8 protein-coding genes are annotated in these 17124 nt (G+C 70.3%); all 8 read left to right on the top strand.

The annotated features are described in order from the left end of the window. The first annotated feature begins 196 nt into the window (after window positions 1-196). The gene (locus KA419_17720; GenBank protein ID MBP7867772.1) at window positions 197-2101 is read left to right on the top strand and encodes a hypothetical protein; all 1905 of its coding nucleotides are present in this window, start codon (window positions 197-199) and stop codon (window positions 2099-2101) included. A gap of 4 nt (window positions 2102-2105) precedes the next feature. Beyond that, window positions 2106-4451 carry a VWA domain-containing protein gene (locus tag KA419_17715; GenBank protein MBP7867771.1) on the top strand — a complete coding sequence of 782 codons (2346 nt, stop codon included), beginning with the start codon at window positions 2106-2108 and terminating at the stop codon, window positions 4449-4451. Next, a complete protein-coding gene (locus KA419_17710) occupies window positions 4448-11644 on the top strand; it encodes a hypothetical protein (GenBank protein MBP7867770.1) in 7197 nt (2398 codons plus the stop codon). The genes KA419_17715 and KA419_17710 overlap by 4 nt, the downstream gene beginning before the upstream one ends. A gap of 10 nt (window positions 11645-11654) precedes the next feature. Next, the gene (locus tag KA419_17705; GenBank protein ID MBP7867769.1) at window positions 11655-13292 is read left to right on the top strand and encodes a hypothetical protein; all 1638 of its coding nucleotides are present in this window, start codon (window positions 11655-11657) and stop codon (window positions 13290-13292) included. Window positions 13293-13567: 275 nt separating this feature from the next. Continuing rightward, entirely contained in the window at window positions 13568-14377 is an 810-nt protein-coding gene (locus KA419_17700) for a hypothetical protein (GenBank protein ID MBP7867768.1), read from the top strand. A gap of 171 nt (window positions 14378-14548) precedes the next feature. After that, a complete protein-coding gene (locus KA419_17695) occupies window positions 14549-15424 on the top strand; it encodes a radical SAM protein (protein ID MBP7867767.1) in 876 nt (291 codons plus the stop codon). Next, window positions 15421-16359 carry a hypothetical protein gene (locus tag KA419_17690; protein MBP7867766.1) on the top strand — a complete coding sequence of 313 codons (939 nt, stop codon included), beginning with the start codon at window positions 15421-15423 and terminating at the stop codon, window positions 16357-16359. The genes KA419_17695 and KA419_17690 overlap by 4 nt, the downstream gene beginning before the upstream one ends. Window positions 16360-16684: 325 nt before the next feature. Next, window positions 16685-17124, top strand: a 440-nt coding sequence (locus KA419_17685; GenBank protein MBP7867765.1) for a helix-turn-helix domain-containing protein, incomplete at its 3' end; no start/stop codon positions are given.

The following is a 17124-nucleotide window of genomic DNA, read 5'->3' as shown; positions in this document are numbered from 1 at the left end:
TCCTGTCTTCTTTCTCCTGCCATTTTCGTTCGTGTGGTTCGTGTGGTTCGTGGTTCAATTTCCGTGTATTTCGGGGTTCAATCTCCTGTCCATCCGTGTTCATCCGTGGTTTTTTCCCGCTTTTCCCGGGAGCGGCACAAATCTGTTGCGCCCTCTGGAGAATCAAATTACAATGAACTCAAGGTTCCGAAGCTCGATGAAATTGTTACCCAAAACACTGAAAATGAAGCTGGTGTGCGGCGCGCTCCTGGCGGCCGCCGTCGTGGCGGCCCTCCTGTGGCGACGCCTCTCCGTGGTCCCCGGCCCCGTCGACCCCTGGCAGGGCGCCGCGTGGAGGGCCTCCCCGCCGGCGGAGGGCCCCGCCCGGCCCGTCCTGTGGCTGAACAACGACGCCGTACGGGCCGGCGCGACATTCGCGGGGCGGACGGTCCTGGCCGGCGAGATGGGGCTCCTGGTCCGCGAGCCCGGCGCCGCGGACTTCCGCCGCCTCACGGTGGCGGACGGCCTCCCCGGCGGACGGGTGGAGGCCGTGGCCCCCCTCGGGGACCGGCTCCTGCTCGGCCTGGGCATGGGTGGCCTCGCCCGGTGGGACGGGACGCGCTTCGAGGCCCTCGACCTCCCGCCCCTGCGCGAGGACACCGTCTCCTCGCTGGCCCCCACGGGCGCGGGGAGCGTCCTGGCGGCCACGCGCAAGGGCTTTCTCGTGGACGTGCGCCCCGGAGACTACCGCTTCGTCCCCACCCCCGGCATCCCCCCCGCCTCGTACGCCTGTGCCCTCCCGCTCGAGAATGGCGTGCTGGTGGGCACCTTCCAGCACGGGCTCTACCGCGGAGACGGCGGGCAGTTCCGCCGGATCCTGCTCAACCAGCGGCCGTTCCGGATGGTCACCTCCCTCTGCGCCCTGGGCAACGGGGAAGTTCTGGCGGGCACCGACGCCGGCCTGTACCACCTGGACGCCCGGGGCGAGGCCCTCGGCGCCTACTTCCCGGACCGCATCGTGGAGCACGTGAACGCCCTCGACGGCCGGATCCTGTGCGCCTGCAAGGAGGACGCCCTCTACGTCGCCTCCCTCGCCGACTGGCTGGGGGGCCGCCGGACCTTCCGCAGTGTTCGGGCCCCGGGGTACGTGAACGGCAGCTTCGCCGGCGACGGCATCATCGTCCTGACCTCCGCCGGGGCCTACCGCCTGACCGAGAACCGGGGCGGGCCCGGCCTCGGGCGCCTGGCCACCCCCGCGGGCGAACTAGCCCTCTCCTCGGTGATCAGCCTGGCGGCGGGAAGCGGGGGCGCCCTCTTCCTGGGCTACTTCCACGGCGGGGTCGAGGAACGCGCTCTCGACGGGAGCGCCCCGCGCCCCCTGGCCATGCCCGAGATCCTGCACGCCAACTGCCTGACGGAGAAGGCGGGGACCCTCTGGATCGGCACCCCCCAGGGGCTCTTCAAGCGGACCGCCGCGGGGATCGCCGCCGTCGGCGCGAAGGAGAGCCCCCTCCTGAGGGCCTCCGTCAACTTCGTCCTCCCCTTCGGGGGGCCGGTCACGGCCGTCTGCCACGCGGAGGGGCTGAGCATCCTGGCGGGCCGGGACGAGTACCTCATCTACGCCCGCCAGGGGCTCCCGTCCAACCGGGTCCTCTGCGCGGCGGGAACGGAGACGAAACTCTTCGTGGGGACCCAGGCGGGGCTCGCCCAGCTGGGCGCGGAGAAGGTGGACAGGGTCTACCAGACCGGCACCTCGCCCCTGCGGGTGAACTGGGTCACGGCCCTGTTGAACACTCCGAGGGGAACCGTCATCGGTACCTATGGAGGCGGTGTGCAGCTCGTGACCCCGGAAGGCGAGTGGGCGGAGTTCACCGGCATCGGCGGCCGGCTCTACGTCAACCCGAACGCCCTCTGTCTCGCCGGGGACCGGCTGCTCGTCGGCACCCTCAACGAGGGACTCGTGGCGCTGGACCTCGACACCCGAAAAGCGTGCAAGTGCCGGGCGGTGCTTCCGTCCCGTAATGTGCAGGCCGTCCTCTGCGCGGGAAACGCCCTCTACGCGGCGACCGACGCGGGGGTCGCCCTTTTCCCGGATTACAAGGCCATCCTCGGATCGGAGTAACATCATGAGGCGAATCGGCACCCTTCTCGTCCTGGCCGCCGCCGCGGCCTGTTTCGCCGCCGCCGACGCGGGGGTCCTCATCCCCTCGTCCGTCAAGGCCACCCCGGACCCGGCCATCCTCAGCGTCGAGGAATTCGACGTCCGCATCCGGGTGGACCACCACCTGGCGAAGGTGAACCTTGTCCAGGTCTACGCCAACCACACCGACAAGATCCTGGAAGGGACCTACCTCTTCTCCTTCCACCCGGACGCCTCCGTCAGCGACTTCGCCATCTGGGACGGCATGACGCGCATCCCGGGGATCATCCTGGAAAAGCGGCGGGCGGCGGAGATTTACCAGGACCTCGCCTCCCAGGCCATCGACCCCGGCCTGGTGCAGTCGGGGGGGAGTGACGAGCCCTCCGACATCGGCTCCACCGGGTTCCGCGTCAAGGTGGCCCCGATCCCGCCCTGGGGGTTCAAGCGGGTGGAACTGGAATACCAGCAGGCCCTGCGGACGGCCGGCGGGTCGATTTCGCTGGTCCTTCCCCTCCAGAGCCGGGTGTGGGGCGCCCTGACCGTCCGGAAGCTGACGGTGACGGTGCGGATCGAGGAGGACGGCCCGCTGAACGACCTCCGGGTCGGCTCCGCCGCCTACCCCTTCCAGGTGACCACGGAGGGCGGAGCCACGGTCGGCCGCTTCACGGGCGAGAACGTCAAGCTCTCCGAGGACCTGAAAATCGCCTGGACGGTGGAGACCGGGCAACCCCGGTCCACCTTCCTGGCCTGCCGGGGTGAGGAGGGGCCGGAACCGCCCTCCATCGAGCGGCCCCTGAACCTCCCCCCCGACCGGGACGGCTACTTCTTCCTCGAGCACCTCCTCCCGAAGACCGCCGGGAAACGGGCGCCCGTCTCCCTCGTCCTGGTGGTGGACACCTCCCTCTCCATGTGGTGGGGCAAGCTCGGCGCCGTCGACGCCTGCCTGTCCACCGTCACCGAGGCCCTCACACCCGAGGACCGCTTCAACCTGGTGCTGGCCAACGACAAGGCGACGCCCGTCTTCCCCTCCCCCGTCCCCGCCACGCCCGAGAACGTCAAGAAGGCCCTGGACGCCTTCGGCGCCGCCTTCCTCTCCGGCGGCACCGACCCCGTCCCCGCCCTGCGGGACGGGCTCAAGCAGCTGGACAACGCGCCCCACAAGGACCGCTACCTGGTTCTCCTGGGCGACTGGGTGCCCACGGTGGGGAACCTCACCAACGCCCGGGTCCTCCAGGCCGTGGATCCCCTTCTCGCGGGCCGGTCGGTCCGCATCTGCAGCCTCCTGGTCGGGGACGACGCCAACCGCGCCCTGGCGCAGCAACTGGCGCTCAGGACGAGCGGCGAGGTCTTCTTCTTCGGCGAGCGCATCGACATCGACGAGGAGATCAAGCTCTTCGCCTCCCACCTCGGGAACAGCCCCTACACCGGCCTGGCCCTGGATGCCGACCCGGCCTTCTTCAACCGCGTCTACCCGGTGAAGGCGCCCGCCGTCTTCGCCGAGGCCTCCACCACCTGGGTCGGGCGTTATGCCAAACCCGGGAAGACCGCCCTCCGCGTGAAGGGCCGACGGCCCTCCGGGGAGGCCTACGCCGAAACCGCCGCCGTGACCCTGCCGGAGGAGGACCGGGCCCACCCCATGGTCCCCCGTCTCTGGGCGCGGGCGCGCATCGACTACCTCCTGGACCTCATCGCCGAGAAGGGGGAGGACCGCGACCTCATCAACGAGATCATCGCCCTGGCCAAGAAGTACAAGTTCGTGACCCCCTACACCTCCTTTCTGGCCGCCCCCCGGGCGCTCCTGCGGCCCCGCGTCATCCAGCCCATGGACCCGGTGGTGCGCATCAAGGCCGACCCGAACGTGGTCTCCGCCTCGGTGGTGTTGCCGTGGGGCGAAAGCATCCGAATGCGCTACCTCCCCCGGGAGGGGATCTGGCAGGCCCGCTTCTTCGTCCCCCCCAACGCCCTGGACGGCGACCACCGCTGCTACGTCATGCTCCGGGACCAGGACGGCCTCCTCTACCGCGAGGAGAAGTCCTTCACCATCGACAGCCGGGCCCCCTCGGCCACCTGGGTCAACCCCGTCCGCACCTGCCGCGCGGGCGGCTCCTTCGCCCTCCTGGTGGACGCGCCCCAGGACACCCGCTACCTGACCGCCAGCCTCGAGGGCCTGACCCGGTCGCGCCTGGCCTGGGACCCCCGCGTCAAGCTGAACACCGGCCGCCTGACGGTCCCGGCGGGAGCGCCGCCCGGTGAGTGCCGGCTGTCCGTGATCGCCGAGGACCGCGCCCACAATCTCTTTCGTCGGGATTACACGGTGAGGATACTGCCATGAAGAGAAACCTTCGATTCACCCTGACGTTGACCCTCGTCGCCGCCGCGTTTCTCTTTTCCACCCCGAGGGCGCCCAAGCCCCTCAAGCGCCTCGACCCCGCCTTCGCCGCCCGGGGATCGGAGGCCCTCCAGCTCCTGTGCGACACCCGGGTGATCAACGGGGAGAACGTCCTCGTCCCCACCCCCGCCGCCGCCGTGGTCCAGCGCCTGGCCGGCGCGACGGAGGCCTGGAAGAAGGCCCTCCGCGCCGAGATGCTGGAAAGGATGGGTCGGCTGGAGGAGGCGGAGGAGGCCTGGAAAGCCTACACGGCGCCGGAACTCACCCCCCTGGAAAGCGCCACCGCCCTGGCCGACTTCTACAAGCGCCGCCACAACGTCCGGAAGGAGATGGACGCCCTCGAGGCGACGCTGAAGACCCTCAACCCCGCCACGAAGTACGACCCGCCCACGCCGGCGGACGTCTGGGCCCGGCTGGTGAGCCTCTCGGGAAACGCCGGGATGACGCCGGGGGAGCAGGCCGCCGTCCTGAAGCGCCGCGCGGACTGGTACAAGGGGACACCCGCCGAGTCAGGCCACCTGGAGTCCTGGATCGACCGCCTCTCGGAAAACCGGCAGTGGCCCGACGTGGAGGCCGGCATCGCCGAGTTCGCGAAGCGCTTCCCCGCGGACCGGGAGTCCGTCTTCCGCCTGAAGGCCGCCTTCTTCACGGCCCAGGAGAAGGGCGACGCCCTGCTGAACCTGGTGAGGGACGACTTCAACCCCCTGTTCTCGGAAGACACCTTCAAGGCCGTCTTCGAGGGCATGGAGAAACTGAAGGTCTGGAAACCCTTCCTCTACGAGACGGAGGCCCGGCTCCGCCGCAACCCCCTGGACGCCGGCGCGGTCTTCGTCATCCACCACGTCAAGGTGTACCGCGAGGACCTGGTGAAGGCCGCGGCCGTCCTGCGGGACTACCGCCTCCTCCGGACCGCGCGGTCCGCGTCCGAGGACGCCGCCGCCGCCGACCGGTGGCAGCCGGAGGAACTGGCCGTCCTGGGGCTGCTGGCCAACGACTGCAACGACTACCCCGAGGCCGTCCGCTACTTCAACAGCCTTTTCCGGACCTGCCCCGCCGGCCGCGCGCTCAACCTCCCCGGCGTCGACCTGAAGGCCACCCGGGCCGAGGCCCTCAAGGCCTCCTTCTACCTCATGACCCGCAAGCCCGCGGAGACGGCGGACTACTGGAAGGAGTCCCAGGACGGCCTCGCGACGCTGGTGAACGCCGACCGTGAACCCGGTCTCCCCGGGGCGCTCCTCACCCTGGTCCTGGGGGACACCTCCCCGGCCTACGACTTCGCCGAACTGGAGAACAACGCCGAGGTGGCGACCCACGCCCTCGCCCAGGCGGCGGAGCGGGTCCTGGCGGAACTCAAGCCCCTGACGGCGCCCGACGAGTACCTGGCCCTCAAGACCGAACTGGCCGAGTTCCACCGCAAGTATGGCGGCGCAGAGGCCGCCATGAGACTCCTCGAACAGGTGGGCGCCGAGGCGTCCGACCCGGACCTCAAGCGCAGCGCCTGGCTCCGGGCGGGCGCCGCCGCCGAGGACGCGAAGAAGCCCGACGACGCCGAGCGGCTCTACAAGCTGGCGGCGGACACCGAGGCCGTCTCCGCCGCCGGCCGGCCCGACGAGACCACCCTGACCTACTGGCTCGGGGAGGACGGGGCCAACCGGGCTCGGGCCGATCGGTGGCGCGCCCTGGAGACCTTCACCAACTACCTCGTGAAGCGCGACAAGCGCCTCGAGGCCCTCGCCGAGTACCGCAAGCGGCTGGCCGCGGCGCCCGAGGACGAGGCCCTCTACGAGAAAACCGCGACCTTCATCGAGCAGAAGACCTGCGACACCGATGCCGAGGCGTTCTACAACAACGCCTACGGGCATTTCCAGTCCTCCGGCTGGCTCGACAAGCTGGCCCGGTTCTACCTCCGCCAGAAGCGCTCGGGCGACTTCGAGGCCCTGACCCGGCGGGTGGTGGAAACCTTCGAGGGGTCGCCTCTCGAGAGCTACCTGAGTTCACACCTCCCGGTCAACGCCCAGGGGAAGCCCAAGAATTACCGGTTCCCCACGGAAATTTACCTGGCCGCCCTCGACCGCTTCCCCCTCAACCCCCGGTTCATCGCCCAGGCCCTCTCCCTCACCCGGGCCAACGACCCCGCGAAGTACGAGAAGCTGCTGGCCGCCTATGCCATGCTGTCCCCCAACGCCCGGGACGGCTACCTCCAGCTCCTGACCCGCAAGGGGGCCCTGGACGCGCTCCTCGCCCTTCCGACGGAGGCCTCCGCCGACCCCGCCCTGGTCTACCTGAAGGCGGAGGGGCTCGCCTGGCGCTGCCGCTTCGAGGAAGCCCTCCCCCTCTACCGCCGCGTGGCGGAGCTGTACCCCGACCAGGGGGTGATCCGCGAGCGCTTCGCCGACCTGCTCCAGTCCGAGTCGACCACCGACCCGCGCCGCAGCGGGGAGGCGGCGGGCATCCTCACGGCCCTCGGCGACGCCGCCGGCAAGGAGAGCGAGTACTACGTCAAGGCCGGCGACTTCCTCGCCCTCAACGCACAGATGGACAAGGCCCGGGTCCTCTGGAAGAAGGTCCTGGAGATCTACCCCGCCGACGAGGAGAAGTGGAAGGAGATCGCCACGGTCTACTGGGACTACTTCGACTTCGACGAGGCGGAGAAGGTCCTCCGGGAGATTCGTGCGAAGACCGGGAAGAAGGACCTCTTCGCCTTCGAGATCGGCGCCCTGCTTCAGTCGAAGGGGAAGACCCGGGAGGCCATGGAGGAGTACCTCGCCATGTCCTTCTCGTGGCAGGACCGGTCCTGGGAGGCCATCGACCAGCTCGAGCGGCTCCTCAAGCGCGGGCCGGCCAACCGGGACCTCTTCTTCGCCCTGGTGGAGAGCCAGCTCCGCAGCACCCGGGACCCCGTCGAACTCCTCAAGGCGGTGGGCAACCTGAGCGAACGCCTCGCCAACGCCGACTGGCCGATGGCGAAGTGGGCGCGGGGCATCCTCGAGACCGCCCGGGAAGCGGACACCCTCCGCAACGCCCTGGAGGCTTTCCAGTCCTACCTGAACCCCGACGACCGCCTGCGAGCCTACCGCCGCATCCTGGACCTGGCCCTGCCCGGCACCGAACGGTTCCAGGCCGCCTTCACCCTGGCGGAGGGCCTCCGCGAGACCGGGAAGGAAGCCGAGGCGCTGAACCTGGTGGTCACCCTGCACCGTGAGAACCCGGTGAACCTGGGCGTCATCCGGCGCGGCGCCGCCCTGTGCCGGTCCATGAAGCGCTACGACGCCGCGGAGGAGATCTTCGCCCAGGCCCTCTCCCGGGCCGTCGATCCCTACCGGCGGGAGTTCACCGTCTCCCTGGCGGACCTGCTCCTGGAAGCGAAAAAGTGGGACGCCGTCCTCCCGCTGGTGGACCGGTGGATGCCGGACCACCCGGACGACCTCGACGTGCTGGGCCGCAAGTGGTCGGCCCTGGCCGGCGCGGGCCGCCAGGCGGACCTGGCGGCCGAGTACAAGGCGGCGCTGGCCTCCCTCAAGACCCTGGCGCCGGACCCGGCCCGGCAGAAAGCCCTCGAAGCCGACATCCGGCTGAAGATCGTGGCCTGCGCCCGGACCCTGGGCGACCCCACCCAGGCCATCGACCAGTACGTGGAACTCCTCAAGCTCGAGCCCGAGAACCGAAGCTACCTGGAGGGCGCGTACCTCCTCGCCGGCCGGTCCAAGCTCACGGACCGGATGGAAGGCGTCCTGGCGAAGTTCGCGGCGGCCTCGCCCGCCGACTACCGGTGGCCGCTGGTCGGGGCCCGCTGGGCCGTCATGAAGGAGGACTTCCGGCGCGCCGCCGAGCTCTACGCCGCCTGCATGAAGATCGTGCCCGAGCGGACCGACCTCGCCCAGGAGTCCGCGGGGCCCCTGGAGGCCCTCCTGGACCTGCCGGCGCTGGAACGTCTCTGGGCCGGGCTCGCGGAGCGCTTCCCCGAGCAGCCCGCCTGGAAGCGCAAGCAGGCCGACCTCCTCCACCGCATGGGCAAGGACGACGAGGCGGCCGCCCTCCTGGCCGCCTGGGCCGAGGCCGCCGGAGACACGGCGGACGGCCAGGTCCTCGCCCGGATGCGGGCCCTCCGCGAGTGGAACCTCAACGGGAGGGTCATTGAACTCGCCCTGCAACTCCTCGGGAAAGATAAAATCGAAGAAGACCTGATCCGGGAGCTGAACCAGGCCGACATCCTGGTGACGGCCCGGGACGCCGGCAAGCTCACCACGGTCCTCTCCAGGGTCGTCGACCGCCTGATCGCCTCGGCCCCGGCGGACAGCGCCGGCGACACCGTGATGAACGTGTGGGGCTACCTGCTTTCCAGCGGCCTGCAGGAGGTCCTCAAGGGGGAGTGCCCCGCCGAGACCCGTGCCGAGGTGGTGTCCGTCTTCAGGACCCGGTTGCCGAAAATCCTGACCCTGAAGGACAACGAGGGCGTGGTGGAAGCACTGCGCGACGTCTTCCAGGCGGGCAACCTCACGGACCTCCTGACGCCCATCTACCAGGCCGAGATCGCCGCCCGGAACGACACCGACCTGCCCTGGGAGGTCAGCAGCTACGCCCGCCCGCGCGGCCTGTGGGCCGAGATGTCGGGCCTGCTGGACAGCATTCTCAAGACCAAGTCCCCCAACGCCGACCAGGCCCGGTCCATCCGGGCGCAGCGGGCCATGCTGGCCTTCCTCCAGGGGAACCGCACCCAGGAGCTGGCCATCCTGCAGAAGGCCTTCACCGACGCCGACGCCGACAACGCGGTCGCCGCCCGCTACTTTGAACTCCTCGCCGAGCAGAACCGGCTCGCCGACCTGGGGGTGGGTTACGCGGGCGTGACCCACCACAAGGACATCCTCGTCCAGCTGCTGGCCTCCCGGAAAGACTTCACCGGGGCCGGCGCGGCCCTGCAGGGGCTTTTCAAGGACCAGCCCGCCGTCTGGGTCAAGACCAACCTCGCCTGGCTCGGCACCTTCTCGGCCGGGGCGCTCCCCGTGGACGAGCCCTACAAGTCCGTCCTGCGGGCCCTCCCCATCCGGCAGCTCATCGACACCGAGCCCGACGACGACCTCCACCTGAAGGACCCCGCCTGGCGCCGGCAGATGTACGCCTACGCCGAGTGGATGCTGGGCGACAAGGCCCGCCGGGCCGAGGCCCTCTCCGCCATCCTGGTGCGCGTCGAAGCCAACCACCGCCGGCGGGAGGAGTACGAACTCCTCTTCGACTCCGCCCTCCGGGCCGGCGACGCCGAACTCGCCGAGCGCGCCCTGGGCTGGCTGACGGAGCTCAAGCCCCTCGAACTCCCCGACGCCTACCGCCGGCTGCGCCTGGCCGACGCCCGCAAGGACGAGGCCGCCGTCGCCGCCGGCTACGAGCGCATCCTGAACCTCCTGGTGGAAAAGAGCGCCGCCTTCGGCGAGGGGAAGGGCGAGTACCTCCTCCGCGTCGGGCGAACCCGCGGCCTGCTGGAGCGCACGGCGCCCCAGTGGCGGCGAATGCTCCTCTCCGTGGTGGGGCGGGGCTACCCGGGCAGCGACATCCAGATCCTCTTCGTCCGCTACCTGGCGGAGATGAAGAACGATGACGCCCGCGCTGCCTGGCTCCTCGACTTCCTCAAGGACGCCGATCAGCCGGCGAAGGCCCTCTCCTTCTTCCTGGAAAACCACCTGCTGCGCCCCGACGACCTGCCCCGCTTCGGCGAGGCGATGGCGGGCCGCATCCCCGCATCGGAGAGCCTGGGGCGGGAAATCCGGCTCTACCGGATCCTCCGGGACCTCCCGCCCGTTCCGGGGGCGGCGCCCCCGCCGGCACCCGGGGCCCGGCCGGTGTCCGGCCCCGCCGCTTTCGTGCGGAACGCCGCGCTTCGCGACCTCCTGATGAATGTCGACTGGCCCGCGACGGAAGCCGCCCTCCGCAAGATCGCCGAAAGCCGGAGACCCCTCTCCGAAGAGAACGTCCTGGCCTGGATCCAGGAGTGCCCGACCCTGGGCTCCTGGCCGGAACTGCTGGCCGCCGTCTGCGACGAGACGGGGCTTCCCCCGGTGGCGGCCCGTATCCGCAGGAGCCAGATGGAGAAGCAGCTCCTGGACCGTTTCCCCACCGACGAGGACGCCTGGACGCTCGGCGCCCTCGAAGGGGCGCTCGGCGACCGGTTAGCCATGGTGCGCCGGTTCACCCAGGCCCTCAACCTCTCCGCCAACCGGGCCGACATCGCCGCCCGGTCCATCGAGAAACTGCTGGAACTGGGCGCCGTCGAGTCCGTCGGGCCGTTCCTGGCGGCCCTGAGGGCGGCCGACCCGCTCGCCGCCCGCACCGCCCGCCTCCACCTGGAGGCGGGGATCGCCGCCGGCACCGCCGACGGTGAAGCGAAAGCGGTGGACGCCTTCCTGCGCCGCCCCGACGCCGCCGTGGGCGACCGCACCCGGGTGGCGGACCAGGCCGTCAAGCGGGCGGCGACGGACGCGCCCTGGGCGCAGGGCGTCCTCGCCGCCGTGGCCGCCGGCCAGACCGTGCGCTGGCAGGAGATGCCCGGCATCCTCACCTGGCGGCTCAGCCTGGCCCTCCAGGGGCCCAAGACCGCCCTGGACGGCGCAGCGGCGCTCCTGAAGGCCCACCCCGACGTCCGGGTCCTCACCGCCCTCGTGCTGAAGGACGCCCTGAAGGAGAACCGCGGGGACGTCGCCGGGAAGTGCATGCCCCTGCTGATCCGCACCCGCGGCAGCGGCGAGGACGACGACGCCGGGCTCTTCCCGCTCGTCCGGGCGGGGCTGAGCGCCGACAAGCTCCTGGCGGTCCTGGCCGTCATGGACCGAGAGGCCTTCGGCTACGAGAACCGTTACCGCTTCCTCCAGGAGGAGGAGGACTACAGCTCCGCCTCCCTGGGCCACAGCCTCAACGCCTCCCTCAAGGCCGCGGAGGCCGCGGCGGAGGACGTTCTGGCCCTCGAGGGACCCCTCGGGAAGCTGTCCATGGAGAAGGCCTGGAGCGTGCTGGCCCGGGGCGCGCTCCAGTGGGACCTGGGCTGGAAGGGCCGCCAGGCCCTCGGAGACCGGCTGTGCAAGGCGGAGGAGATCCACGAGAAAGCCGTGGCGGTCCGCCCGTTCAAGATCATCCAGTCCCTGGACGAATGAGAGGTGCGCCATGCGTAAAAATCGGCTGAACCTGACCCTCCTCCTGGCCCTGTCCTTCACCGCGGCCCCCGCCGCCGACCTCGTCGTCCCGGCGAACGCGCTGGTCACCTTCCAGTTCCGGGACCTCTCGGGCCTGCTCACCCTCTGGAACGCCTCGGGCGTCAAGGCCGAGTGGGAAAAGAGCATTGCGGCCACCATCCTGGACCGCTCGCGCATCGCCCTCAAGATCAAGGACCTCGGCAGCGATCTCGAGTCGGTCCTGGACCGGGCGCCTCAGCTTGACCTCCTCGCCGAACTGGGGTGCGGCGAGACGATCTTCGCCGTTTACGACCCCGGCCGGCGGGAGGTGCTCCTCGCCGCCCGGGTCGCCCCGGCGGGGATCGAACTGGCGAAGACCGTCGCCGCGTTCCCCGAGAAGACCCACCAGGGGCTCGTCTACCGCTTCAAGGCCGCCCGGGGCGAGTTCGGCGCCGGCGTGGCCGTGTCGGGCGACGTGCTCTACGTGGGCACTACCGAGCGCGTCCTGAAGGCGGTCGCCGAAACGCTGGCCAAGGGCGGCGGCTGGGCGCCGCCGCCCTTCCTGGCGTCGCGCGCGGCCGATCTGAAGCTGGACGTCGACCTCGCCAACTGCCGCATGTCCCCGTACTACCGCAAGTACTGGATCTTCGGGGAGACGGGCGAACTGGCGGGCAAGGCGCGGCTCCTGCTGGCCCTCCGGCACGACAACCCCGGCTGGACCGAGGAACGCCTCTTCCTGGACCCGCGGGCGGACGCGAGCCTCAACCCGGCGCTCCCGGCCGCGTTCAGCGTACCCGGCGGCGCCGCGCCCTTCTGGATGATCCGGAAGGACCCCGGCCTCAACGACCTGGTCTCCCTGTGGGCCGGGGGGATCCTCAAGATCCCCGCCGCCCGCCGGAAGGACCTGACCGCCGCCGCCAGGTACGAGGGGGCCGCCTTCGGAACGGCCCGCAGCGAGGAGTCCGACTTCGACCTCAGCGTCGATCGGCCGGCCGACCCCGCGGCCGCGGGCCTCCCGCCCGGTTACCGGGCGCCGCTGGACGACCTGAAGGACCTGCTGAAGCGCTCCGACGTGACCGCCGTCCGCTGGGCCTGGGACCTGCCGAAGGACACGGCCGCCGTCCCCTGGCACCGGCAGGAGGGCGCCCTCGCCCTCACCCTGAAGGCGCCCCCCGGCGACGCCCTGGCGGCGTTCCGGAAGGTGCTCACCCGGACACTGGCGGCGGGCTACCTCTGCAACGCCGCTGACGTGGCCTGGGCGCCGGGGGACCGCAAGGACACCCTCCGCTGCACCTGGCCGCGGCCGCTGCTCCTCTCCATGCCGAAGGCCGGGGTGATCGCCGCCGCCACGTCGCCGGCCCTGCTGGCGAAGGTGGAGGCCCTCCTGGCCGCCGCGCCCGACACCGACCTCTCGGCCGGGCTCCGGTTCACGGAGGCGGGGGAAAAGTACGTCGACTACCTCACCACCGTGGGGCTGGACCCCCTGACGCAGCCGGAGTCGGGTTACCGGCTCATGGAGGATGTCATCCCGTCGGTGCGGGAGGCGGCGGCGGGGCTCGAGGAGATCCGGAAGGACCGCAAGGCCGTCCCCGGCGGGGTTGTGGAGGTGCTCCGCCTTGGAGTGCGGTAGTGAGTCTTCGGAGTGCCGCAGGAGTGCGCTAGTGAGTCTTCGAACTACCGCTTTGAAAGCGTGAAAGGACGAAAAGACCAAAAGGACCAAAGGGACCAAAAGGACGGAAAGGGCGGGAAGAGCAGAGAAGGCGGAAAGAGAGGATCATGATGCCTTCACAACATGCCCTTTTCTCTCACAGAGGAAGAAAGAGTCGTTCCCCTCGGCGGCGTCAAGCCGCGGCTATCCAGCGCGGCAACTCGAAAGCTCGCTGCCGCGCTCCAAGGAGATTCCCCATGAAACGATGGATCGCGCTTTTCCCCGCCCTGTCCGTTTTCGCCGCGCTGGCCGTCCTCGCCGCCTGCCACAAGGCCGACGCCCCCCCGGCGGCGCCCGGCGCCCCGCCCGCGTCCGCGGCCGCCCGCCCGGCGGAGGCGCGGGAGATCCTGATGAACCCCATCCCCCCACGGGACGACCCCGCGATCTTCAAGGCAATGGAGCCGTTCCGCCAGGGCGGATACCAACCCCTGGGCGAGCAGTGCTGGCTCGACACCCCGAAGCCAAAGTCCCTGATGCTCTTCGCGAAGCCGGGTCAGGAGGCGCACGCCGCGGGCGCCGTGATCGGCGGGCTGTTCTCGGAGTACGACCCGGGGACGGAGAAGTGGGAACTGCGGGCCCAGTCCCTGTCCATCACGGAGACGGGCTCCTGGGGCGCCGCCCCGGAGCCCCTTTTCCTGCGGCTCGGGCCCGACCGGTACGGGTTCCTCATCGAGCCGGGCTTCACCAACCAGGGGTACACCGAGGCCGTCACCGTCGTCTACGGCGTGCTGGGGAACCGGTTCGTGCCGGTCCTGCAGGTCCCCTCCCACCGGGACAACGGCGGCACCTCCGACAACCCGGCGGAGACCGGGGCGGCCAACGTCAGCCTCTACCAGGTCCCGGACGCCGGCAAGGAGTTCTACGACGTGCTGGCGCGGCTGGCCGTCGAGGGCAAATACGCCCCGGCGCCCGACGACGAGATGTCGAAAGTCTTCGGCGCCGCCAGGGAGGCCCGTTTCACCTTCCGCAACGGCGCCTACGAACGGGCGGGCGGCGCCGGGAAATGAGCCGGTCCCGCCCCCGGCCCCGCCCGGCAGGTTGACATCCTCACGGGAAATGTTTAGCATGGGGTCCCGGGGATACCGCCCACGGGGTCCCCCGAACCGTGATTTCCGGGCCCCGGGGCGACCGGGGAACGGACGTTGCGGCGGAACGGCCCGGCCGGGTGGAGGAGAAAAATGCGCATCCAGACCCTGAGCATCATCGCGGGGAGCGAGGCGTGCAACGCGCGCTGCCCCTTCTGCATCTCCCGGATGACCCCGCCCCACGGGGTCGAACTCCGCGAGCCCGAGGTGAACTGGCGCAACTTCGACCTGGCCTGCCGCCTGGCCGCGCGCTGCGGCGTCACCACCGCCATGATCACCGGCAAGGGCGAGCCCACCCTCTACCCCAACCAGATCACCCGGTTCCTCGGGGCCCTCGCCCCCCACGGCTTCCCCTTCGTGGAACTCCAGACCAACGGCATCCTCTTCTCCGAGCGAAAGCGGGACTACCGCCCCATCCTGGAGGAGTGGTACCGGCTCGGGCTGACCACCCTCGCCCTCTCCATCGTGGACCACCGCCCGGAGAAGAACCACGCCATCTACACCCCCCACCGGCAGTCCTACATCGACCTGCCGGAACTCATCGGGCGGCTGCACGGGATCGGCTTCTCCATCCGCCTCGCGGCGGTCCTCCTCGACGGGTTCATCGACAGCCCCGCCGAGCTGTGGTCCCTGGTCGAGTTCGCCTCCGACCTCGGCGTGGAGCAGCTCACCGTGCGGCCCGTCAACCGGCCGGTCCACGCCGCTGACCCCGACGTCGCGGCCTGGACCGACGCCCACCGGCTGCCGCCGGAACGGCTGGAGATGATCCGCCAGTGGCTGGACAGCGCGGGCGCCCTGGTGATGACGCTGGTCCACGGCGGGCTGGTCTACGACGTGGAGGGGCAGAACGTGTGCCTGACCGACTCGCTGACCCTGGCGCCCTCCACGGAGGACGTCCGCCAGCTCATCTTCTTCCCGGACGGCCACCTGCGTTACGACTGGCAGCGAAAGGGGGCGATCCTGCTGTGAGCTTCCAGCCCATCACCACGGTGTACAGCTACTACCTCCCCGAGGTCCGACGCCTCGTCAGCGACCTGACCCGGGAGTTCCCCCACGAGGTGTTCCTGCGGTCGGTGGACCCCGGCCTCGACGACTTCCACCTCCCCGTCCTGGACAAGCTGGTCCGGTTCCACGAGCGGGAAGTGACCGGGCTGCGGGATTTCCCCTGGCGGTACCCCACCGCGGGCTCGGAGGAGGGCATCCGGGAGTACTTCACCGCCCTCGCGGTGGCGGGGGGCGGCCCGGTCTACGCCTGGAAGGGCGACTACGAGGGCTACCGTGAAGTGGCGAAGAGCCGCGGCCTGACGCTCCGGGACGTGGAGACGGGGACCGACCCGGCCTCGCTCCCGCCGGGCCACTGGTTTGTCTCCAACCCCTCGGCCCGGGACGGCATGACGGTCCCGGCCGACGCGATCCGCGCCATCGCGGACGCAGGCCACCGGGTCTTCTACGACCTCTCGTACCTGGGCACGACCCCCCCGGCCGCCTACGACCTCACGCACCCCAACGTGGACGCCGTGGCCCTGTCCTTCTCGAAACCCTACGGCCTGTTCTATTACCGCATCGGCTTCCTCTTCAGCCGTCGCGAAATCCCCGTCCTGTATGCCAACAAGTGGTTCAAGAACGTGTTCGGGCTGCTGGTGGCGGAACGGGTCCTCGACACCTTCGACCAGCCGGCCCTGGCCGCAAAATACAAGGCCCTCCAGGCCCGGGTCGTGGCGGGGATCAACGCCGGGACCGGCCTGGGCCTGCTCCCTTCCGACGTCTTCCTTCTCGCCCGCCTCGACGCCGCGGGCGCCGCCCGGCTGGACGACGAGCAACGGCGGCGGGTCTCCCGGTTCGCCCGGGGGGACGGCTACCGTTTCTGCCTCACCCCGTGCTTCCAGGACGCAGAAGTCCCCTGACGCGACGGTTCGGGCGTCGCGCCGCCCCGCGGCGGCACGGAGCCCGCCCGGGGCCGCGCCCGCCGCACACGGCCCGGTCCCGGTGGCGCGCAACGGTTGCGGGGGCCCTCCGGGCATCCCCGTCCGGAACGGCGAGCCCTGACGACGGCAAACCCCGATTTCCAGTTGCGTAAATCCTTTCGTTCATTTATAATCGTTTTTTGTTAACGCCCGGGAGGCATCGAAGCGGCACCGGCGTGCGGCACCCGAGGGTTTGAATCCTCCCGTGCCGGGTCCCTGCCGCCTGGCCGCCCGGACGGCTCAATCCTGTCGCGGTGTCGTTCTCATGGCCACAGTCGGGAACATTTTAAAGGAAAAACGCGAGTCGCTGCATCTTACCCTCAATGAGGTGGCCGATGCGACGAACCTCAGCATCAATTTTCTCGCCGCCATCGAACGCAACGAGTTCCATGTGCTGCCGCGGGGGATTTTCCCGAAGATGTTCATCAAGTCCTACGCCAACCACCTCGGTCTGAACGCGGAAGACCTCGTCAACCTCTACTACGAGCAGATCTCCCAGGCCGAGGAGGAGGAGAGCGGGCCGCTGGTCGTCCCGGCGTCCCCCGCCATCCCCTTCGAGGACCGGCCCTCGAGGCTCCGCCGGCCTCTCCTGATCCTTCTGCTCCTGGTGATCCTGGGCGTCGTGTTCTACCTCACCTCGCCACAGAAGCTCTTCGAGCGCTCCGAGGCATCGTCGCTCAAACCCAGCACGCCCCCCCCCTCGCC

This window comes from Acidobacteriota bacterium, assembly GCA_018001935.1.
Lineage (GTDB): Bacteria > Acidobacteriota > JAAYUB01 > JAAYUB01 > JAAYUB01 > JAGNHB01.
Note: the sequence above shows the minus strand (reverse complement) of the source record. Positions and strands in the feature narration are given on the sequence as shown.

What these genes read in the sequence shown, in the direction of transcription:
- KA419_17720 (MBP7867772.1), top strand. Translation starts at nt 197, where the DNA reads ATGAAATTGTTACCCAAAACACTGAAAATGAAGCTGGTGTGCGGCGCG.
- KA419_17715 (MBP7867771.1), top strand. Translation starts at nt 2,106, where the DNA reads ATGAGGCGAATCGGCACCCTTCTCGTCCTGGCCGCCGCCGCGGCCTGT.
- KA419_17710 (MBP7867770.1), top strand. Translation starts at nt 4,448, where the DNA reads ATGAAGAGAAACCTTCGATTCACCCTGACGTTGACCCTCGTCGCCGCC.
- KA419_17705 (MBP7867769.1), top strand. Translation starts at nt 11,655, where the DNA reads ATGCGTAAAAATCGGCTGAACCTGACCCTCCTCCTGGCCCTGTCCTTC.
- KA419_17700 (MBP7867768.1), top strand. Translation starts at nt 13,568, where the DNA reads ATGAAACGATGGATCGCGCTTTTCCCCGCCCTGTCCGTTTTCGCCGCG.
- KA419_17695 (MBP7867767.1), top strand. Translation starts at nt 14,549, where the DNA reads ATGCGCATCCAGACCCTGAGCATCATCGCGGGGAGCGAGGCGTGCAAC.